23 protein-coding genes are annotated in these 18451 nt (G+C 72.8%); 6 read left to right on the top strand and 17 right to left on the bottom strand.

What is annotated here, in order from left to right:
- Window positions 1-79 precede the first annotated feature (79 nt).
- The 6 genes from P3X83_RS28500 to P3X83_RS28475 all read right to left on the bottom strand — a co-directional run bounded on the left by P3X83_RS28500 (window position 80) and on the right by P3X83_RS28475 (window position 6058).
- Window positions 80-505 carry a hypothetical protein gene (locus P3X83_RS28500; protein ID WP_277308332.1) on the bottom strand — a complete coding sequence of 142 codons (426 nt, stop codon included), beginning with the start codon at window positions 503-505 and terminating at the stop codon, window positions 80-82.
- Window positions 505-1395: a vWA domain-containing protein gene (locus tag P3X83_RS28495; RefSeq protein WP_277308331.1), complete on the bottom strand. Its 891-nt coding sequence runs from the start codon at window positions 1393-1395 to the stop codon at window positions 505-507. Before P3X83_RS28495 ends, P3X83_RS28500 begins: the two co-directional genes overlap by 1 nt.
- 46 nt (window positions 1396-1441) lie before the next feature.
- The gene (locus P3X83_RS28490) at window positions 1442-1594 is read right to left on the bottom strand and encodes a hypothetical protein (protein ID WP_277308330.1); all 153 of its coding nucleotides are present in this window, start codon (window positions 1592-1594) and stop codon (window positions 1442-1444) included.
- A gap of 97 nt (window positions 1595-1691) precedes the next feature.
- Window positions 1692-3128 (bottom strand): UvrD-helicase domain-containing protein, encoded by a 1437-nt coding sequence (locus P3X83_RS28485; RefSeq protein WP_277308329.1) that lies wholly within the window; start codon window positions 3126-3128, stop codon window positions 1692-1694.
- A gap of 105 nt (window positions 3129-3233) precedes the next feature.
- Complete coding sequence (locus P3X83_RS28480; RefSeq protein WP_277308327.1) at window positions 3234-3851, bottom strand: hypothetical protein; 618 nt, start codon at window positions 3849-3851, stop codon at window positions 3234-3236.
- A gap of 314 nt (window positions 3852-4165) precedes the next feature.
- Window positions 4166-6058: a recombinase family protein gene (locus tag P3X83_RS28475; RefSeq protein ID WP_277308326.1), complete on the bottom strand. Its 1893-nt coding sequence runs from the start codon at window positions 6056-6058 to the stop codon at window positions 4166-4168.
- 247 nt (window positions 6059-6305) lie between these two features.
- Between P3X83_RS28475 and P3X83_RS28470 the strand changes: the two genes are divergently transcribed.
- Both P3X83_RS28470 and P3X83_RS28465 read left to right on the top strand, forming a co-directional pair.
- A complete protein-coding gene (locus P3X83_RS28470) occupies window positions 6306-7757 on the top strand; it encodes a serine hydrolase domain-containing protein (protein ID WP_277308325.1) in 1452 nt (483 codons plus the stop codon).
- A 48-nt stretch (window positions 7758-7805) separates the two neighbouring features.
- Complete coding sequence (locus tag P3X83_RS28465) at window positions 7806-8468, top strand: TetR family transcriptional regulator C-terminal domain-containing protein (protein ID WP_277308324.1); 663 nt, start codon at window positions 7806-7808, stop codon at window positions 8466-8468.
- A gap of 50 nt (window positions 8469-8518) precedes the next feature.
- Here the strand turns inward: P3X83_RS28465 and P3X83_RS28460 are convergent, their stop codons facing one another.
- Complete coding sequence (locus P3X83_RS28460) at window positions 8519-9697, bottom strand: aminotransferase class V-fold PLP-dependent enzyme (RefSeq protein ID WP_277308323.1); 1179 nt, start codon at window positions 9695-9697, stop codon at window positions 8519-8521.
- 91 nt (window positions 9698-9788) lie between these two features.
- Between P3X83_RS28460 and P3X83_RS28455 the strand changes: the two genes are divergently transcribed.
- The 4 genes from P3X83_RS28455 (at window position 9789) to P3X83_RS28440 (ending at window position 12760) form a co-directional block, all read left to right on the top strand.
- Window positions 9789-10139 carry a metalloregulator ArsR/SmtB family transcription factor gene (locus tag P3X83_RS28455; RefSeq protein ID WP_277308322.1) on the top strand — a complete coding sequence of 117 codons (351 nt, stop codon included), beginning with the start codon at window positions 9789-9791 and terminating at the stop codon, window positions 10137-10139.
- Window positions 10136-11041: an SRPBCC family protein gene (locus tag P3X83_RS28450; protein WP_277308321.1), complete on the top strand. Its 906-nt coding sequence runs from the start codon at window positions 10136-10138 to the stop codon at window positions 11039-11041. The genes P3X83_RS28455 and P3X83_RS28450 overlap by 4 nt, the downstream gene beginning before the upstream one ends.
- A 25-nt stretch (window positions 11042-11066) precedes the next feature.
- A complete protein-coding gene (locus tag P3X83_RS28445; protein ID WP_277308320.1) occupies window positions 11067-11798 on the top strand; it encodes a PIG-L family deacetylase in 732 nt (243 codons plus the stop codon).
- Between the two features lie 107 nt (window positions 11799-11905).
- Window positions 11906-12760: a GNAT family N-acetyltransferase gene (locus tag P3X83_RS28440; RefSeq protein ID WP_277308319.1), complete on the top strand. Its 855-nt coding sequence runs from the start codon at window positions 11906-11908 to the stop codon at window positions 12758-12760.
- On the opposite strand, the gene P3X83_RS28435 is transcribed toward P3X83_RS28440, so the two are convergent.
- The 10 genes from P3X83_RS28435 to P3X83_RS28390 all read right to left on the bottom strand — a co-directional run.
- Window positions 12694-13026: a MarR family winged helix-turn-helix transcriptional regulator gene (locus P3X83_RS28435; protein ID WP_277308318.1), complete on the bottom strand. Its 333-nt coding sequence runs from the start codon at window positions 13024-13026 to the stop codon at window positions 12694-12696. The two genes, P3X83_RS28440 and P3X83_RS28435, sit on opposite strands and share 67 nt — an antisense overlap.
- On the bottom strand, window positions 13026-13148 hold the full coding sequence (locus P3X83_RS28430) for a hypothetical protein (protein WP_277308317.1): 123 nt from the start codon (window positions 13146-13148) through the stop codon (window positions 13026-13028). Before P3X83_RS28430 ends, P3X83_RS28435 begins: the two co-directional genes overlap by 1 nt.
- 3 nt (window positions 13149-13151) lie before the next feature.
- Window positions 13152-13565, bottom strand: a complete 414-nt coding sequence (locus tag P3X83_RS28425) for a VOC family protein (protein ID WP_277308316.1) — start codon at window positions 13563-13565, stop codon at window positions 13152-13154.
- Window positions 13566-13629: 64 nt separating this feature from the next.
- Window positions 13630-14418 (bottom strand): TetR/AcrR family transcriptional regulator, encoded by a 789-nt coding sequence (locus P3X83_RS28420; RefSeq protein ID WP_277308314.1) that lies wholly within the window; start codon window positions 14416-14418, stop codon window positions 13630-13632.
- A gap of 31 nt (window positions 14419-14449) precedes the next feature.
- The gene (locus P3X83_RS28415) at window positions 14450-14605 is read right to left on the bottom strand and encodes a hypothetical protein (protein WP_277308313.1); all 156 of its coding nucleotides are present in this window, start codon (window positions 14603-14605) and stop codon (window positions 14450-14452) included.
- Window positions 14606-14607: 2 nt separating this feature from the next.
- Window positions 14608-14763 carry a hypothetical protein gene (locus P3X83_RS28410; RefSeq protein ID WP_277308311.1) on the bottom strand — a complete coding sequence of 52 codons (156 nt, stop codon included), beginning with the start codon at window positions 14761-14763 and terminating at the stop codon, window positions 14608-14610.
- Window positions 14764-14905: 142 nt separating this feature from the next.
- Window positions 14906-15433 (bottom strand): MarR family transcriptional regulator, encoded by a 528-nt coding sequence (locus P3X83_RS28405; protein WP_277308310.1) that lies wholly within the window; start codon window positions 15431-15433, stop codon window positions 14906-14908.
- 62 nt (window positions 15434-15495) lie between these two features.
- Complete coding sequence (locus P3X83_RS28400) at window positions 15496-16698, bottom strand: ABC transporter permease (RefSeq protein WP_277308309.1); 1203 nt, start codon at window positions 16696-16698, stop codon at window positions 15496-15498.
- Window positions 16698-17393: an ABC transporter ATP-binding protein gene (locus P3X83_RS28395; protein ID WP_277308308.1), complete on the bottom strand. Its 696-nt coding sequence runs from the start codon at window positions 17391-17393 to the stop codon at window positions 16698-16700. Before P3X83_RS28395 ends, P3X83_RS28400 begins: the two co-directional genes overlap by 1 nt.
- On the bottom strand, window positions 17390-18451 hold a 1062-nt coding region (locus P3X83_RS28390; RefSeq protein WP_346742757.1), incomplete at its 5' end, for a peptidoglycan-binding protein. The genes P3X83_RS28390 and P3X83_RS28395, both read right to left, overlap by 4 nt.

Here is an 18451-nt window from a genome sequence, read left to right as displayed (position 1 = left end):
TCCTCAATTCGGGTGGGCACTTTTGCCTGGGTGGCGGCCCGGCTGGAGGGGAAGGGGCCGAGCCGCCACGTCTTTGGGGTCAGTCGCTCTGGGCGTCCAGGCGGTCGGCGTGGTCGGCAGCCGAAAGCAGCGCGGCCTGGACCTGCTCGTCGGTTGGCTGCGGCCAGTCCCCTTGGCCGTCGTGCCAGTCGGCGAGATCGCCGACAAGGCCGATATCCGACCGGCCGATTCCGACGTGGGTCACGAAGATCTCAGCAGCGCGGCGGGCGATGTCCACCCGAGGGTCCCGAGCGTTGCCTGGCCAGCAGTTGTCCGGCTCCAGGCCGGCCGCGATGTTCATTGCACCGATCAGGCAGACAGGGCACCGCTGAGGAGGCAGGCCGGCACGCCACATGGCGGTGTCGCAATACGAGCCGATGTAACGGCCGTTGAGTGCCAGGACGGCGCTCGCGCCACGCAGCACGCCTGCGGGTGTGCTGGCGGGCTCGATAGTGGCCCTTGCCATCACGCGTCTCCGCAACGGGAGGCGTCGCGCTCATCCTCGCTGAAGCGGTAGTCGCCCGTGCGGCTGCCACGCGCCACCATGTGCCCTGCGGACGTCAGCGTCTCCCTGGTGTTCGTCCCTCCGTAGTGGACAGTGGTGGCGTGGGGGACGCCGATGTTGGAACCGACCGCGAACGCGTCGGGGGTGGCGCTCAGGAACACGAAGGTCCAGCCCTGCTCCTGCCTGGAGGTGATCAACCGCTTGATCTCACTGCGGTCGTACTCGCGGCTGGCGTTCTCCCTGCCGTCCGTCTGGATGACGACGACGATCTCCTGGGGCCGCCGCTCGGCGTCCAGACCGCCGATGTACTCGGTGGTGCGGTGGACGGCCTCTCCGATGGCGTCGTACAGGGCAGTTCGGCCGCGTGGCTGAAGGACAGATGGCGGGACGTCGCTCAGTGCCACGCCCTCGTAAGTGATCTCGATCTCGTGGTCGAAGCACACGAGGGACACGGTGGTCTCGGCCGACACGTCCGCCTGGGCGTCGAGGAAGGCGTGCAGGCCGCCCTCGGCGTCGTCGCGAACCCGCTCCATAGAGCCCGATCGGTCGAGCACGATGGTGATGTGGCGCCTGGTGGTGGCGTGGTCCTTGATGGGTTCCAGCGACAGGGACTTGACGCGGGTCGTGGACCCGAAGACCTCCCCCATCGCTTGGGCGATGAGCGCCGTAGCGACCTGGACGACATCAGTGGCCGTGCCGGCGTCCACGTCGAATGCGATCTCCAGGTTGCCGGTGTCGTTGGCGTCGGCGACCGTCGCGGATACCGGCAGCGCGCCGACGAACGCCGCTCCCAGGGCGTCGGTAAAGGCGCTGGGGCGGCGGATCTGGGCGGTCAAGTGCCATCGGGGCATGGTGAATCCCTTTCTGCGGGTGGGATGAATTCGGTGCTGTGCCAGGTCAGTCGAAGTGGATCTCGCCGAACACCTCGTCGATCACCCTGATGGCCTCGTCCTCCGGCAGTTCGTCCACGTGCAGCAGCACCTCGGTGTCGATGCCGTGGCGGTCGGCGTCGGCGAGGCCCCGGAGCGCGTCGGGGCTCATGTCGGTCATGGCGTTCTCCTTTGTGAAGCGGGACTGGAGGGGAATGGATTGCTGGCCCCGGCCCCCGAGGCGGGGCCAGCATGCAGAGAAAGCGTTAGTGCTTACGTCAGGCGAGATATTTGTCCACCCAGCTCAGGCCGCCGGTGTCGAGCACATGCTGGGCGCGGGTCACAGTGACGTAGGCCAGACGCGCGTCGGCAGGGGTGACCTTGCCGGGCCGCCCGTCGTCGGTCGGCTTGGGCTCGGAGAAGTCTCCGGCGACCCGCACGCGGTGCCACTCGCGCCCCTTGGAGCGATGCGCGGTCGAGATGATCAGGTCAGCGGCTTCCTCGCGGTCGAGGGCGTCCGCCACGTCGATGATCTTTTCGGCCCCGTGGCCGTCGATCAGCTTCACCATGGCCTGGAGGTCCTGGCCGTCCTCCTCGACGAACGCGTACTGCTGTACTTGGCCCCAGTTCTGGAAGGCGCACAGTTCGGGGTGGTCGCACCCTCGCCCTTCCTGGAGCTGGAGAGCGGCTTCGGCCATGGCGCGGATCTGCCTTCCCCCACCCACGAGTGCCACGCGCTTGCCCTTGTCGAGACCCGCCATGGCCTGCGCCATGGCCTCGGCGTTCGTGCGGCAGAGAATCGCGTCCGGCTCCTCCAGTTCGGCGACCCGCGAATTGATCGCCTCGAAACCGCGCAGACGAAGCGGCGCGTCAAGGATCTCCAGCCACTTGTTCGCCTCCTCGGCGACGGCCTCGCCGAACCGGAAACTCTGCGACAGGGTGCGCTCCACGCCGTCGATCGCGTTCATCGCGTCGATCGCTCCCCGCCACTCGTAGATCGCCTGCGCGGAGTCCCCCACAGCCACGATCTGTGCCGAGCGCTGCGCGCGGATGACCGACAGCAGCGCCGGGTTGGTGTCCTGGAATTCGTCCACCATCACGAAGTCGGCGGCAAGCTGGGGGTCGGCCAGGGACCAGATCTTGAAGTAGGTGTCGTGGCTGAACGGCAGGCCGCCGCGCGGGTTCGTCAGGTCGGCCCACGCCCTGAGCGCCAGCGGCGGAACCACCTGTTCGAGCGCCTCCATCGCGTCGTCGTCCTCCCAGCCGCGCAGCCGGGCGACGGGCTGATGGGCGATGTCGCGGCGGTCGGAGTGGGTGAAGTTGGCGACCGTCGCCATGACGACCCGCGCGACCTGTGCCGGGGCGAGCACGCGTCCCTCGTCCAGCCGTACCGGCTCGTTGATGCCCATCTTGCAGGCGACCAGGTGCGAGGACATGCGCGGAGCCTTGAGGCGGCGCGCGTACGTGCGTCCCACGGCCGCGTAGGCGAGTGAGTGGCCCGTGCGGCAGCTCACGCTCTCGGGGAAGGAGGCGGCGGCTTCGGTGGCGATCACCTTGTTGAACGCCACGTACAGGCCTTTGCGGCGGGGAGTGGCCGCAGCGGCCATCTTGAGCGTGGTCGTCTTCCCGGCCCCGGCTCCGGCCTGGACGCGAAGTGCCTTACCGGCGACGAAGTCCTCCATGATGCGGGTCTGTTCCACGGTGGGAGAGGGCATGCGGTACCTCCTGGCCGGTGCCATGAATGAGTTCGGGTGGGGGTGGTGAGCGCCCCGCCACGGTCGTGAGCCGTGACGCCCGGCGGTCCGGGGCGGGGCCGGTCGCTAGGCGACGGGCAGCACACGCACGCTGAAGTGGGTGATCGGCTCGATCCGCAGACCGGCGGGGACCTCGATGGGGGCCACCGTGCGGCCGTACTCGGTGTCCTCACCGCCACCGGGCACCAGCCAGGCCCAGCGGTACGGCCCTTCTTCCCAGCTCAGGACGCGGCCGGGCTCGCTGTCCCAGTCGGGATCGAGCACGCACGGCTCATGGCCGGTGCCATGCGCGCCGAAGGCCGTGGCAATGGCGTCGGCCATCGCCTGCGCCTGCTCGTCGGTGACGACGAACTGACGCGGCTCGGGCTGAGCCGTCTCGTGGGGGTGCCCCTCCACGTAGGCGTACATGGCCAGCGCCATGGTGAGGTCGTCGTGGGCCAGCGCGAATTCGATGGCGCCGTTGGCCATTCCGCGCGGCCAGTCGGCGGTGCGCAGAGCCTTGATCAGTGCCTCGCGCACGTCGTCCTCGCAGGCGCCGGGGCCGGTCAGGAGGGCGTTCTCGGCGCGGCGCACCATCCGCAGGGTGGTCAGCAGCGTTTCGGCCAGCTCGCGGGTGGCGAACCGCTCGGGGCGGCGCAGTCGGCGGGTGGCGGTTGTCGCGAGGGCGTGGGTCATCGCAGGCATGACGGAATCCATTCCTCGGGTGGGGTGGCAGTGAAAGCTGATGTGCTTACGGCACGTTTTGGCAGGTCATCGGCCGTATCGTTCGCTTGTTTCACTCTGATATCAGACTAACGCGATTTGCGCGCAAGTCAACGAAAAGACATGAATTGAACGAACATGTCGTTCAGTTTGTATTTGTGATCTTGAAATGACGACACGTCGCGTGCGCAGCCGAAAGCACCCGTGTGCAACGCGTTCAGACGCTCGCTCGCGCGCGTGCGCGAAGCGAGCGTCACTCAGTATCCCAGCAAGATCCACAATGTGCTGAGATGATCTCAGCGCCTCGTTTCGCTGCCCGATGCTGCGGGTGCTTCCGCTACCGCATCGGGCAGCCGATACACCGTGCCCTGCTTATCTTTGAGTGGCTCGCGCACCAGAGCCCCCTCGGCGGCCAGACCCAGAATCGCCGCGTTGAACACCTTCTTGCTGGCCGGCACCGCCTCGGCCACCACCTCGCGCAGCCGCTCGTAGCGAGCCGCCCCACCGAACCGCTCGGCCAGAACAACCGGGATCGCCCGTCGCACGGCCTCCATCCGCCGCCGTCCCGGAAGCTCGCGCGTGACCGGCTGACCGCCTTCCCAACGCGGCACCACCACGATTCGCGCGATGTCCAGCCGGTCGCGCCACACCTCTACCCGTTCGATCACTTCCATCAGCAGCCGACGCCGATCCGTCACGGCGAGACTGTCCCACTCCGCCACCAAGCCCTCGATCACCGGAACGGCCGCTAAGGCATCCCTGCCTGGCTTCGCACGTCCTTCTAGGGTGTCCAGCGCCGCCTGCTTCGCCGCCCGGTCGGCGAGGCACTTGTCGCGGACCCGGACGTAGGCGTCTTCCGGGATGACCTTGCGGGCCAGGAGCATGGTCTGTTCGTCCAGCTCAGCGTCCAGACGCCTCAGCTCCCGTTGCAGCCGTCGCATCGCCTGCTGCTTCGAGTCGCTCGTCCCCGGCTCTGGCCTCGTCGCCCGTGCGGCCTCTTCGATCATCGGCACCCACTCGGCCAGCACGTCAAGCAGGGCCCGGATCACCAATGACCGCTGCACGAACGTGTCCTGGCACACCACCACACCCTCCGCCCCCGCCGTCCGAGCGCCCTGCCGTTGCCGCCAGCCGCATTTGAATCCCTGTAAGTCCCCAGCGGGCCGGGAGACGTGCATGACGCCCCCGCACGGTCCGTGCACGATCAGGCCGGACAGCGAATGCCGGGATGTGCGCGATTTGCGTGGGAGCCGCTGCATTTCCTGCCGGGCGTCGACGTACGCCTCCCACGTCGCCATGCCGATCACCGGCCTTTGGGTGCCGGGGAACAGCACCCTGTGCCCGCACCGCGACGGTCGCCCGCACTCGCAATCCGGGTCGTGCACGCTGATCTTTCCCGCCCCGAATCCATGGTCGAGCACCTCGGCCACTTCGTCTGCGTGCCATTCGCGGCCGGTCGTCTTCCGGATCCCCTGCATGTTCAGACTCTTCGCGAGACCGTAGAAGTTACGTTCAGTAAGCCATATCGCATACATGTCGGCCAAGGCGCCGCCCGTGCCGCCCTCGACGTCGGGCTCATAGCGCTCAGGCCCGTCCGCCGGATTGAGCAGGGTCCGATCGTGGAACAGCGGATGAGGCTGTCGGCCCCGGCGCACGTAGCCGAAGTAGTCACCGCCCAGTGGCGGCAGGCCGCGCTTGAGCCGGTTCTGGAACGCCTCCGACCAGCGTTGCCCCACCAGGTCCGAATAGTAGGCGGCGAACTCGAAGTGAATCCCGCGAGCCAGGCGCCCGGCAGGGGTGCGCGCGTCCACGTCCTCGGTCGCGGACACCAGTTCCCCGCCCGCCCGCTCGATGCGTCCCAGGTGCGTCGGATTGCCCTCCCGGTCACGGCCGAACCGGCTGAACTCCCACACGATGATCGCGCGCACGACGCGCTGCTCGACGGCCTGCACCGCGATCTGAATGTCGCGCTTGAAGTCGCGTCCCGACACGTCCAGCTCGACGATCCATCCGCCGTGCGGCCACAGTCCCTCGGGAACGTAGAACCCCTTACGCGCGGCACAGGCCGAGATGGAGTCCATCTGGACTTCTGGAGAGATCTTCTCGCCCAGCATCATCGAGACGCGGACGTACCCGATGGCGGGCTTCAGGCCGCCGGGGAGGACAGGAAAATGAGCCGCTGGCTGCATGGTTCCCTCATTGGTGATTCTCAGGGGATCCGCTCCAGAACACCCGAGATGGTGGTGCCGGGCGGGTGTTCCGGCGCGCCCTGGGGGGCCTGCTCTGCCATGCCCCGCATTAAAGCAGGACGCCCGGACAACACAGGCCGCCCGAAAGGCCCGCCGGCAACGGCGTCGGCCTCGCCGCGGGCGGTGGCTGGCTCCTGACCTGACCCGGGGCTAAGGTCGGTCCGGGTGGGACACGGGAGGTCGGGCGATGGGCGCAGGCGGCGAAGAGCAGCGGGTGCTGCCCGGCACGGGGCGGGCACTGCTGCACCGGGTGGCCTGCGAGCAGGCAGGATCCCGGGCCCCCTCGCTGGTGGCCGCCGTGGTCCGCGACGGCGCGGTGGCCTGGTTCGGCGCGCGCGGCTGGCCCGGCGGCGCGCCCGGCGGGCCCGAGGCGACGCCCGACACGCAGTACCGCATCGGCTCGATCACCAAGACCATGGTCGCCACCGTCGTCATGCGGCTGCGCGACGAGGGACGGCTGGAACCGGGCGACGCGCTCGCCGCGCACCTGCCCTCCGCGCCGGAACCGCTGCGCGAGGTGACCCTTGCGCAACTGCTGTCGCACGGCTCTGGGGTCACCGCCGAACCGCCGGGCCCCTGGTGGGAACGCACCCCCGGCAAAGGCGCCGGCGACCTGAACGCCGCGCTGGGCGAGCGGGACCCGGCGCTGCGCCCCGGACGGCGGCTGCACTACTCCAACGTCGGCTACGCCCTGCTGGCGCAGGTGATCGAACGCCTGCGGGCGGCTCCGTGGATCGACGCCGTCCGCCAGGAGGTGCTCATCCCCCTGGGCATGCGCGACACCACCGAACGGCCCCGCGCCCCGCACGCCAGCGGCTTCGCCGTCCACCCGTGGGCCGACGTGCTGCTGCCCGAGCCCGAACACGACGCCGGGGCGATGAGCCCCGCCGGGCAACTGTGGTCCACCACGGCCGACCTGGCCAGGTGGGCGGCCTTCATCGGCGTTCACCGTGCCGGCGACGGCGCCGGTGACAGTGCCGGTGACAGTGCCGGTGACACGGGGGGCGTGCTGGCGGCGGACACGCTCGCCGAGATGCGCGAACCCGTCATGGTCGAAGACGGCGACGCCTGGACCGGCGGCTACGGCCTCGGCCTGCAGCTCGCCCGCGACCGGGGCCGCCGCCTGGTCGGGCACGGCGGGTCGATGCCCGGCTTCGTGGCCGCGGTGTGGGCCGACGTCCAGGCCGGGACGGCCGCGCTGTGCATGGCCAACACCACCTCCGGGCTGGGCCGGGGACTGCCCGGCGACCTGCTGGCGATCCTGGAGGAGCACGAGCCCGCGCTCCCCGCCCCGTGGGCCGCCGACCCCGCCGACCCGGAGCTGCTGGAACTGACCGGCCCCTGGCACTGGGGGCCCGCCCCGCACGTGCTGCGGCTGCTGCCCGGCCGGGTCCTGTCGCTGACGCCGCTGAACGGCCAGGGCCGGGGTTCGCGGTTCGTCGCCCGGCAGGACGGCACCTGGATCGGCCTGGAGGGCTACTACGCCGGGGAACCGCTGCGGGTGGTCCGCGACGGCGGCACCGGGCGGGCCGTCGCGCTGGACGTCAACACCTTCGTGTTCACCCGCGAACCCTACGACCCGGGCGCGCCCGTGCCCGGCGGCGTCGACCCCGGCGGATGGCGGGCCCCAGGCTCCTGACCGGTTCCCGGCCACCGCCCGGGCGGCGCTGTGGCAGCATGGTCGGCGATGCCGAGGAGAGCGGACCATCACGCGCGGCGCGTCCTGATCGCCGAGGCCCTGCTGGAGGTGGCCTCGCGCCGGGGCCTGGAGGCGGTGAGCCTGCGGCACGTGGCGGCCGAGGCCGGGGTGACCTCGGGCATGGTGCAGCACTACTTCGGCACCAAGGACGAGATGCTGGTGTTCGCCTCCCGCGTCGCGGGCGAACGCGTCCGCGCCAGGGCCCGGACGGACGACCATGCGGGGGAAGGTCCGGGCGCGGCCCGGCGGCGCGCCCGCGCGCTGCTGGTGCAGTTGCTGCCGCTGGACGACCGGCGGCGCGACGAGGCCCGGGTGAGCCTGGCCTTCTGGGCGTACGCGGCGGTCCACCCCGCCCTGGCCGCGCAGTTACGCGAGTCCACCGCGCGGCTGGCCGCCCTGCTCACCGACCAGATCCGCGCCGGCCGCGCCGCCTCGGACGGCGGGCCGGGACGGACCGCTCGCGACGGCGAGCCGGCCAGGCACGACCCCGGCCGGACCGGCCAGACCGGCCCGGACGGCGAGGCCACCGGCCTGCTGGCGCTGACCGCCGGCCTGGCCGTCCACGTCCTGGGCGGGCACTGCCCGCCCGCCACGGCCCTCACCCTCCTGGAGACCCGCCTGGACGCCCTGTTCGGCCCGCCCGCCGAATAGGCCCGCTCCGCCCGCCTCCAGGGTCAGGCCGCCCTGACCCCCGCCCCCGCTCAGCCGAGTTCGGCCACCGAGCGGACCAGCAGGTCCAGCTCGGCCCGAGTGTTGTAGTAGTGCACCGAGGCGCGCACCGCCGACGGCAGCGCGTAGGGATCCATCCGCTGGTGGGCGATGTCGGTCGCACTGACGTTGACGCCGACCCCGCGCAGCGCCGTCTTCACCGCCCCGGCCTCGTGCCCGGACACGTCGAAGGTGACGATGCCGCAGCGGCGCCGCCCGCGATCCAGCACCTTCACCCCCGCCAGATCGGCCAGATCCGCGCGCAGCCCGTCGGCGAGTTCCGTCACACGGCCGCCGATGGCCGCGAGCCCGACCTTCGCGGCGTAGTCGGCGGCCACGGCCAGGCCGATCTGCCCGGCGACGTTGCGCTCCCACGTCTCGAAGCGGCGGCCGTCGGCGCGCACGTCGTAGCGGCCGGGGCCGGTCCAGGTCGCCGAGTGCAGGTCCAGGAACGGCGGCTCCAGCGAGGCGGCGAAGTCGCGGCGGACGTACAGGAACCCGGTGCCGCGCGGGCCGCGCAGGAACTTGCGGCCGGTCACCGAGAGCATGTCGCAGCCGATCGCGCCCACGTCCACGGGGAACTGGCCGACCGACTGGCAGGCGTCCAGCAGGAACGGCACCCCGGCCGCCCGGCACAGCGCGCCGACCTCCTCGGCCGGGTTGACCAGGCCGTTGTGGGTCGGCACGTGGTTGATGGCGACCAGCCGCACCCCTCCCCGGTCCAGTTCGGCGGCCAGCGCGGAAAGGGAGAGCTGGCCGTCCTCGTCGTCGGGCAGGACCTCCACGATCGCCTGGTGGCGCCGCGCGGCCTGGATGTAGGCGATGCCGTTGCTGGCGTATTCGCTGGTCGTGGTGAGGATCCGGTCGCCGGGGGCGAAGGGCAGGGCGTAGAAGGCCATGTCCCAGGCGCGGGTGGCGTTCTCGGCGAAGGCGATCTCGTCGCGTCCGGCGCCGATGAGGGCGGCGATGGCGTCGTAGAAGCGCTCGGCGGACTCCTGGGCCTGGTCGTAGGCCTCGTATCCGCCGATCCGGGCCTCCAGCTCCAGGTGGCCGATCACGGCGTCGGTCACGGGACGGGGCGGCAGGGCGGCTCCGGCGTTGTTGAGGTGGGCGACGTTGGCGCAGCCGGGGGTTTCGGCACGCAGGGTGTCGACGTCGATGCCTTGGCTCATGGTTCCAGCGTGCCGTACGGGCGGGCGGGATCCGGCACGCCCCACGTGCATGCTCTTGCGTGCATATAACCAGTTGGGTATGTTGGGGGGTGTGTCAGTGCCTTTCGACGTACTCGCCGAACCCGCCCGCCGCCGCATCCTGGACCTGCTCCTGGAACGCCCCCGGCCGGTCGGCGAACTGACCGAGCGGCTCGGCCTGAGCCAGCCCGGCACATCCAAGCACCTGCGGGTGCTGCGCGAGGCCGGGCTGGTCACCGTCCGGCGCGAGGCCCAGCTGCGCTGGTACGAGCTGCGCCCCGAACCGCTGGCCGAACTCGACGCGTGGCTGGCCCCCTACCGCAGGCTGTGGGCGCACAGCCTGGACGCCCTGGAACGCCACCTGGACGCCATGCCCGACGAAGAAGACGACGAACACGACGTGAACACGGAGGAACAGCCGTGAGCGAAACCTTGCGGACCATCGACGGCCGCAGCGTGCTGCGCATGGAACGGCACCTGGCCCACCCGCCGCGTAAGGTGTGGCGGGCCCTGGTCGAACCCGGCCGGCTCGGCCGATGGTTCCCCTTCCAGGTCGAACTCGACGCCCGCGTCGGCGGCAAGATGACCTTCACCGACGGCGAATGGACCTCCACCGGCGTGATCACCGAACTCGACCCGCCCAAGGTGATCGCCTACGACTGGGAGGGCGAGCACCTGCGCTGGGAGCTCGTCCCGGAGCGCGGCGGCAGCCTGCTGGTGCTCACCCACACCTTCGACGACCACTACGGCGCCGCCAGCTTCGCCGCCGGATGGGACTCCTGCGTGCACGGCCTGGCCGAACTGCTCGACGGCCGCGAGATCGGTCCCGCCGGGCGGCGGATCGCCGAGCACGAGGCGCTGGTCGCCGCCCTGGGCCTGCGGGACGGCACCGTCGAGGAAGACAGGGAGGAAGACGGCGGGGAAGTCGGCGGCTGGACGGTCCGCTTCGAACGCCAGCTCACCCTCCCCGCGCGGGAGGTGTGGCGGATGCTGCTGCCCGCCTCCGGGACCCCCGCCCCCGGGGCCGGGGTCCCGGAGGCGTTCACCGCCGAAGGCGTCCCGGCCGCCGAGGTAACCCGCGCCGAACCGGAGACCGAGCTGGAGTACACCTGGCGCGACGGCGGACGCGACGCCGGGAAGGTCCGCTTCACCCTGGGCCGGGGCACCGGCCACGGCGCGCGGTTGGTGATCACCCAGACCGGCCCCTCGGGCCTGCCCGGCGCACGCGACCTGGCGCTGACGGCCTGGCGCGGCCACGTCGATGCCCTGGCCGCCCGTGTCGCCGGGGCCGCAGAACAGGCGGAACGGGCACCACGGGCACGGTAGCTCCGCCGGGGGATAGGTTGGGATCATGACTGATCCCGCCGCCCAGCTCGAGCCGTTGCCGGACGACTGGAGCACGGCCCTGGCCATCGTCGCCCACCCCGACGACCTCGAATACGGCGCGGCCGCGGCCATCGCCTCCTGGACCGGCCGGGGCCGCACGGTCGCCTACCTGCTGGCCACCCGGGGCGAGGCCGGCATCGACGGCCTGTCCCCCGCGCAGGCCGCGCCGCTGCGCGAACGCGAGCAGCGTGCCTCCGCCGCCGTGGTCGGGGTGACCTCCGTGGAGTTCCTCGACCACCGCGACGGCGTCATCGAGTACGGCACGCCGCTGCGCCGCGACTTCGCCCTGGCCATCCGCCGTCACCGCCCCGAACTGGTGATCACCCTCAACCACCACGAGTCGTGGGGCGGGCGGTTCCGCAACACCCCCGACCACCGCGCAGTCGGCCTGGCCGTGCTGGACGCCGCCGCCGACGCGGGCAACCGGTGGATCTTCCCCGAGGAGGGCCTGGAGCCGTGGGACGGCGTGCGGTGGGTGGCCGTCGCCGCCTCCCCCGACCCCACGCACGCCGTGCCCGCCGCGCAGGGCATGGAACGCGCGGTGGCCTCCCTGCTCGAACACCGCGCCTACATCGAGGCCCTGACCGACCAGGACCCCGCCGAGTACGCCCGCCGGCAGCTCGAAGGCGCGGCCCAGGGGGCGGCGGCCCGGTTCGGCGGCGTCCCCGCCGTGACCTTCGAGGTGTTCCCACGCTGAAGACCCAGGCTGAAGTCGCAGGCTGAAAACCCGATGAGCCGCGGCCCGCCACCGGACTATGATCATGTGATCCGGGTGGATTCGGGGTTGATTCGGGGGGCTTCAGAATGGAATCAGGGCACGACACGGGACCCGTCCGCCGGCTCACCCTCGCCGACCTGCCCGCCTGCCTGGACCTGGCCCGCGACCGCGACTGGCCCGCCGAGGACCACAAATGGCGGCTGCTGTTCGAGGTCGGCGAGATCTACGGAAGCGACTCCGCCGGCGGCGGCCTGGCCGCCACCGTGGCCACCGTCCGCTACGGGCGGGCCACCACCGCCGTCAGCATGATGCTGGTCGCCAGGCGCCACGAACGCCGCGGGCTGGGCGGGCGGCTGATGCGGCACGCGCTGGCGGCGTCCGGCACCGCCGGAGCCGTGCTCAGCGCCACCGAATTCGGCCGCCCCCTGTACGAACGGCTCGGGTTCCGCACCACCGGCCGCTACGACAGCCTGGGCGGGACCCCGGCGGCCCCGCCCGGCGGGTTCCCGGCGGACGGCACCCGCCCGGCCCAGGCCGCCGACCTGCCCGACATGGCCGCCATGGACGCCGCCGTGTTCGGCGCGCCCCGCTCCGCGCTGCTGAAGCGCCTGCCGTCCGCCGTCACCCGCCTGCACGTGGCACGCACCCCCGGCGGGAGGCTCACCGGCTACGCCGCGGCCTGGCCCAGCACCGGCGAGAGCGTGATCGGCCCGGTGATCGCCGACGACGAGGCCACCGCGATCACCCTGATCGGCGGGCTGTTCGCCGCCCTGCCCGGCCCGCTGCGGGTGGACCTGCTCGACCACCACCCGGCCGTCACGGACTGGGTCCGGGCCACCGGGATGAGCGTCGCGTTCACCACCGACGCCATGACCTACGGCGATCCGCCGCCCGGCGAGCCGGGACGGCTGTTCGGGCCGGTCGCGCTGGCGTTCGGCTGACCACCGGCCCCCGCGCCACCATCGCCTCCCGCGCCACCATCGGCGTCGTCCTCCCGTCGGTCCACGATCCGCTCGCGGCTCAGCTCCCCCACCATCGGGCTGACCGTGGTGGGCGCCACCTCCAGCCGCGCCGCCAGCTCGTTGACGCCCTGCGGGCCGTCGAACAGCGGATACGCCAGCAGCGACAGGTGACGCGGCGCCAGGTCCAGGGAACGCACCGCCTCGGGCACCGGCGTGCGCTTGACCCGCCCCACCGGGCGGGGCATCAGCAGCCGACGGATCGCAGGCCGCCGGGCGGCGGGCCGTCGCCGTCCCGCACCTGGATCCGTGCGGCGGGGTGGCGGGCGGCGATCTCGGCGACCGGGCCCGGCCAGGGCAGCAGCAGCACGGCTCAGCTTCGGGCGGTGATCTGCTGGACGGTCCAGGTATTGCCGTCGGGGTCGGCGAAGTCGATGAATCCCACGTTGTTCAGGTCGTCGTCGGGGGTGGCGGGGCGCATCCCGGTGGGGCCGGCGACCTGGACCTCGCCGACGTCCACGCCCCGGGCGGCGAGATCCTCGCGGGCCGCGCGGATGTCGCGGACGACCAGCTGCACGCCGTGCAGCGAGCCGGGCGCCATGCCGCCGGGGCGGGTGCCGATCACGATCGAGCAGCCCGAGCCGGGCGGGGTGAGCTGCACGAACCGCACGCCGGGGCCGGCGGCGGTGTCGTGGTCGACGGTGAAGCCGACCCGCTCGGCGTAGAAGGCCTTGGCGGCGTCGACGTCGGAGACGGGGACGACGACAACTTCGAGAGTCCAGTTCATGACCACATCCATAACCAGTCGGTTCAATAACCGCTTGGTTTTCTATCGGGCGTCGCCCGTCTTGTCAACCGCCCCGCGCCGCCGCGGCGCTCACGCCGTCCAGCAGCACGGCCAGCGCCGAGGCGAACCCGGCGCGTGCCTGATGTTCCAGATAGGGCGTGCCGTCGGCGGGCGGCGCCTGCCGGGGCCCGGACTCCAGCCAGACGGCGGCGGGGAACCGTCCCGCGAAGTCGGGCGCGGCCTCGGCAAGCAGCGCCGAACGGGCCCGCCACCACTCCTCATCGCCCGTTCCGGTCACCGCCGGGGCCTGACGCGCCTCGGCGATCGTCCGCGCCGCCTCGCGGACCAGGCCGAACAGCGCGGACACCACCCCGCGCGCCTCGGCCGGGGCCAGCCCGGACGCCCGCACGATCTCCGCCACCGTCTGCAGCGAGGCGAACTCGCCGGGCCCCAGGATCGGCCGGGCCTGCGAGACCGCCAGCAGCCACGGATGACGCACGTGGAAGTCCAGCGAGTCGCCCGCCCACGCCGACAGCGCCGCCCGCCACCCGCCCGACAGGTCGTAACCGGCCGGCTGCTCCCCCATGACCTTGTCGCACATCAGGTCGACCAGCTCGCCCTTGCTGGGGACGTAGGTGTAGAGGGCCATCCCGGTACGGCCCAGCCGCTCGCCGACCGCGCGCATGGACAGCGCGGCCATGCCCTCCTCGTCGGCCACCTCGATCGCGGCCGCGACGATGACCTCCACGCTCAGCCTGGGCTTGGGGCCGGGGCGGGGCGCCGCCGGCGCGGGCCGGCGCCACAGCAGGTCCATCGAACGGCGCGCGTCGCCCTGCCCGGCGTAGACGGCCATCGAGCCGTTCCCTCCCCGACACCTCGACTCTTTACGGCATAAGGTTATCAGCGGGCTCGGCCGGCACGCCCTCCATCAGGCTGATCCCCGACGGCGGCTCCACCACCCGTTCCAGGGTGAAACCGGCCCTGGCCGGCATCCGCACGTCCATGTGCTTGCCCGGATGCGGCACGTCCTGGTCGGGCATCGTCATCTCCAGGACCAGCAGCCGCCCGTCCTCCTTGAACGGCCGCGCACGTCGCGCAGGATCCGCGGGGCGCCGGCGTCGGCGCCGCAGCGGCCGGCCAGGTCGGCCGTGCTCAGCGGGCCGTCGGCCAGATGGTCGGCGCAGTTCGGCTCGGCCATCGCGGCTAACGCAACAAAACGGGATACGCCGAATATGGCATCCCAGATTGGATTGTCGGTCGATGACATGCGACCACGATGAGCCGCCCGCCCGCGCCGGGTCCGGCCGACGGACCGCCCCGCGCCGGATTCCGGGGGCCGATCAGGGGGTGGGCGCGGCCAGGCCGCGCTGCAGCGCCCGCAGCGCGTCGTCGAGCGCCAGGCGCTGCTGCTCCGACAGCGCCGACATGATCCGCGTCAGGTTGGGGGCGTGCTCCGACAGCGCCGCGTCCACCGCCCGGCGGCCCCTGGCGGTCAGGGTGACCCGGAAACTGCGCCGGTCGGCGGGATCCAGGGCCCGGTCGACCAGCCCGGCGGCCTCCAGCCGGTCCAGCCGGTTGGTCATGCCCGCCCGCGACATCATCAGCGCGTCCGACAGCTCCGAGGGGATCAGCGTGTACGGCGGCCCCGAGCGGCGCAGCGCCGCCAGCACGTCGAACTCGCCGCGCCGCATCCCGTGCCGGGCGAACACCTCCTCCACCGCCGAGCCGAGCAGCGCCGAGACCTGCGCCAGCCGCGCGAGCACGCCCAGCGCCGACAGATCCAGATCGGGACGCTCCCGCCGCCACTGCTCCAGGATCACATCCGGCGAGCCCTGCCCCGCGCCGCCCGCCGCACCGCTCACGCCCATGGGCCAAGCTTATGCGTCCCGGGCCGCCCGCCCCGGCCCAGCGGACCGGGACGGCCGAGCGGTCAGGGGGCCGCCAGGGCCTCGGTCGGGGCCAGCCGCGAGGCGCGGATCGCCGGATACAGCCCCGCCACGCTGCCGATGACCAGCGTCGCGGCCACCCCGCCCGCCACCGCCCAGGCCGGGACCACCGCCGCCAGCCCGCCCGAGACCGCGTAGCCGGCGGTGACCACCGCGCCGAGCGCCGCCCCGGCCACCCCGCCGAGCGCCGACAGCAGCAGCGACTCGGCCAGGAACTGGGTACGGACCTGCCCCCGGGTGGCGCCCAGCGAACGGCGCAACCCGATCTCCCCGCGCCGCTCCAGCACCGAGATGACCATGGTGTTGGCCACCCCCACCCCGCCCACCAGCAGCGCCACCGCGCCCAGGCCGAGCAGCAGCCCGGTGAACGCCTCGTCGGCGGCCTGCTCGGCGGCCAGCGCGTCGGAGGGCCGCGACACGTCCACCTCGTTGGGGGCCTGCGGGTTGGCCGTCGCGCCCAGCACCGCGCGGACCGACTCCACCTGGGAGACGTCCGAACGGGTGTAGACGGTCGTGGCGTGCCCGTCGAACCCCAGCAGCCGCTCGGCGACCGGCCAGCCGACCAGCGCCGCGGTGTCCAGCTCCGGGGCCAGCGGCGCGGGCTCCAGGACGCCCACCACGGTGAAGTACCGGCCGCCGATCAGCACCTGCACGTCCGGGCCCGCGCCGCCCACGCCCAGCCGCTCGGCCGCCGTGGCGCCCAGCACCGTCGCCGGATACCCGGCGGTCGCCTCGTTCAGCCACGTCCCGTCGCGGACCCGGGCCCCGATCGCCGCGGCCAGGTTGACGCGGGCGGCGTAGGCGCCCAGGCCGTTGGTCTGCACCTCCGGGATCCTGCCGGTCCGGTAGACCTTGGCCTCGCCCATCATGCCGATCGCCGAGACCGCGCGGACCGGCGCGATGCGCTCCACCATGGCCTCGGCCGTCAGCGGCAGCTCGGCGCCCTGGCCGGTGAAGGTGGTGCCCGGCGCGACCGTGAGCAGGTTGGTGCCCAGCGCGGCCAGCGTGCGGTCCAGCTCGGCCCGCGAGGAGGAGGTGATGCCCACCACGGCGACCATGGCCGCGATGCCGATGGCGATGCCCAGCGCCGACAGGAACGCCCTGGTGGGGCGGGTGCGCAGGCCGACCGCGCCGACCTTCAGCACATCCCCCGGCCACATCCGGGCCGGGCGCAGCGGAGCGGCCATCAGCCCACCCCCGGGACGGCGAGACGGTCCCGCGCGGCCGAATCGGAGATCATCCGCCCGTCGCGCATCCGCACCCGGCGGGGCAGCGACGCGGCGATCTCCCGGTCGTGCGTGATGATCACGACGGTGGTGCCGGCCCGGTGCAGGGAACGCAGCAGGTCCATCACCCCGGCTCCCGAGGCGGAGTCCAGGTTGCCGGTCGGCTCGTCGGCCAGCAGCAGCGGCGGCTCACCGGCCACCGCCCGCGCCACGGCCACGCGCTGCCGCTCACCGCCGGACATCTCGTGCGGCCGGTGGTCCAGCCGGTGCCCCAGCCCGACCCGGTGCAGCGCCGCCGTCGCCCGGGCGCGGCGCTCGCCCGCGCGCAGCCCGGAGTACAGCAGCCCGTCGGCGACGTTGTCCAGCGCCGCCGTGCCCGGGGCCAGGTGGAACTGCTGGAACACGAATCCGATGCGGGTGGCCCGCAGCGCCGACAGCTCGCCGTCCGACAGGCCGCCCACCTCATACCCGTCGATCCGCACCACCCCTGAGGTGGGGCGGTCCAGCGTGCCGAGCACGTTGAGCATCGTGGACTTGCCGGAACCCGAGGGGCCCTCGATGGCCACCAGCTCGCCCGCCGCGATGTTCAGCGACACCCCGTCCAGCGCCCTGACCCCGCCCGGGTAGACCTTGGCGACGTCGCGCAGCGCGATCACTTGGGCATCCCCACGGCCGTGCCCTCCGCGACGCCCGCACCGGAGATCTCCACCCGCCCGGCGGCGAACATCCCGGTCCGCACCGGCACGTGCCGCGAGGCGCCCCCGGCGACGACCTCCACCCCGAAACCGCCCTCGCTCAGCGCCACCAGCGCCGCCACCGGCACGGTCAGCACGTCCTCGCGGCGCCCGGCGGTGAACTCCACGTCCACCGACGCCAGCGCGTAGTCCGCGGCGGCGGCCCTGGCCTTCTTGCCCGACAGCTCGACGACGACCTCCACGCGGGTCGCCGGTTCGGCGTTCTGCCCGTCGCCCGGATCGATGATCGTGGACACCTTGGAGATCCGCCCGGCGACGGTCCGCTCGTCGGGCAGCGTGATGGTCACCTTGCCGCCCTTCTTGGCCAGCCGCTGGTCGGCCGGGTCGAGCTCGACGGTGACGGCCCGGCCGGTGCCGGTGTAGGTGAGCACCTTGCCGCCGGGGCGCACCGGTTCGCCCTCGGCCGCGTGCAGGCCCTCCACCCGCACCGCACCGGCGGCGAAGACGACCTGGCCCAGCGCGACCACGCCGGTCTCCGGCAGCCCCCGGTCCTCCTGCCACTCCCGCACGGCCTGCGCGGTGTCCCAGGTGTACTCATCGTCCGCGGTGAACCCGTCGTAGCCGAGCGCGTCCAGGTTGCGTTCCAGTTGTTCCACGTCGCGGCCCTCCGCGCCGGGTTCCAGCGCCCGGTAGGCGGGCATCGTCCCGTACATCAGCGTCACCGGCGCGTCGTCCACCTCGAACAGCCGCCTGCCCCGGGTGACGCGGTCGCCGGTGCCGGGCAGCCAGGTCAGCGTCCCCGCGCCCCGGGCGACCGCCGAGGCGGCGGTGCCGTAGCCGAGTTCACCGTCGGCGGTGGTGGTGTCGGTGAGGGTCTGCCGGGTGACGGTGGCGGTGCTCGGCGGCAGCGTGCTCGCCGCGCCGCCGCCGGCGGCGGCGTCCGGGCCTTCCATGCTCAGCGCCGCCGCGGCGGCCCCGCCCGCCACCGCGGCCACGGCCACCGCCGCCACCGCGGCCCT

The sequence above is a fragment of the Spongiactinospora sp. TRM90649 genome (assembly GCF_029382225.1).
Lineage (GTDB): Bacteria > Actinomycetota > Actinomycetes > Streptosporangiales > Streptosporangiaceae > Spongiactinospora.
This window is presented reverse-complemented; position numbering and strand designations above follow the sequence as displayed.

Excerpts from the sequence above, each read along its gene's own strand:
- P3X83_RS28460 (WP_277308323.1), bottom strand. The coding sequence starts at position 9,697 with ATGAGCCAAGGCATCGACGTCGACACCCTGCGTGCCGAAACCCCCGGC.
- P3X83_RS28470 (WP_277308325.1), top strand. The coding sequence starts at position 6,306 with ATGGGCGCAGGCGGCGAAGAGCAGCGGGTGCTGCCCGGCACGGGGCGG.
- P3X83_RS28435 (WP_277308318.1), bottom strand. The coding sequence starts at position 13,026 with ATGCCCCGCCCGGTGGGGCGGGTCAAGCGCACGCCGGTGCCCGAGGCG.
- P3X83_RS28495 (WP_277308331.1), bottom strand. The coding sequence starts at position 1,395 with ATGCCCCGATGGCACTTGACCGCCCAGATCCGCCGCCCCAGCGCCTTT.
- P3X83_RS28410 (WP_277308311.1), bottom strand. The coding sequence starts at position 14,763 with ATGGCCGAGCCGAACTGCGCCGACCATCTGGCCGACGGCCCGCTGAGC.
- P3X83_RS28445 (WP_277308320.1), top strand. The coding sequence starts at position 11,067 with ATGACTGATCCCGCCGCCCAGCTCGAGCCGTTGCCGGACGACTGGAGC.
- P3X83_RS28415 (WP_277308313.1), bottom strand. The coding sequence starts at position 14,605 with ATGCCCGACCAGGACGTGCCGCATCCGGGCAAGCACATGGACGTGCGG.
- P3X83_RS28500 (WP_277308332.1), bottom strand. The coding sequence starts at position 505 with ATGGCAAGGGCCACTATCGAGCCCGCCAGCACACCCGCAGGCGTGCTG.
- P3X83_RS28440 (WP_277308319.1), top strand. The coding sequence starts at position 11,906 with ATGGAATCAGGGCACGACACGGGACCCGTCCGCCGGCTCACCCTCGCC.
- P3X83_RS28490 (WP_277308330.1), bottom strand. The coding sequence starts at position 1,594 with ATGACCGACATGAGCCCCGACGCGCTCCGGGGCCTCGCCGACGCCGAC.
- P3X83_RS28400 (WP_277308309.1), bottom strand. The coding sequence starts at position 16,698 with ATGGCCGCTCCGCTGCGCCCGGCCCGGATGTGGCCGGGGGATGTGCTG.
- P3X83_RS28480 (WP_277308327.1), bottom strand. The coding sequence starts at position 3,851 with ATGCCTGCGATGACCCACGCCCTCGCGACAACCGCCACCCGCCGACTG.
- P3X83_RS28465 (WP_277308324.1), top strand. The coding sequence starts at position 7,806 with ATGCCGAGGAGAGCGGACCATCACGCGCGGCGCGTCCTGATCGCCGAG.
- P3X83_RS28485 (WP_277308329.1), bottom strand. The coding sequence starts at position 3,128 with ATGCCCTCTCCCACCGTGGAACAGACCCGCATCATGGAGGACTTCGTC.
- P3X83_RS28425 (WP_277308316.1), bottom strand. The coding sequence starts at position 13,565 with ATGAACTGGACTCTCGAAGTTGTCGTCGTCCCCGTCTCCGACGTCGAC.
- P3X83_RS28405 (WP_277308310.1), bottom strand. The coding sequence starts at position 15,433 with ATGGGCGTGAGCGGTGCGGCGGGCGGCGCGGGGCAGGGCTCGCCGGAT.
- P3X83_RS28475 (WP_277308326.1), bottom strand. The coding sequence starts at position 6,058 with ATGCAGCCAGCGGCTCATTTTCCTGTCCTCCCCGGCGGCCTGAAGCCC.
- P3X83_RS28420 (WP_277308314.1), bottom strand. The coding sequence starts at position 14,418 with ATGGCCGTCTACGCCGGGCAGGGCGACGCGCGCCGTTCGATGGACCTG.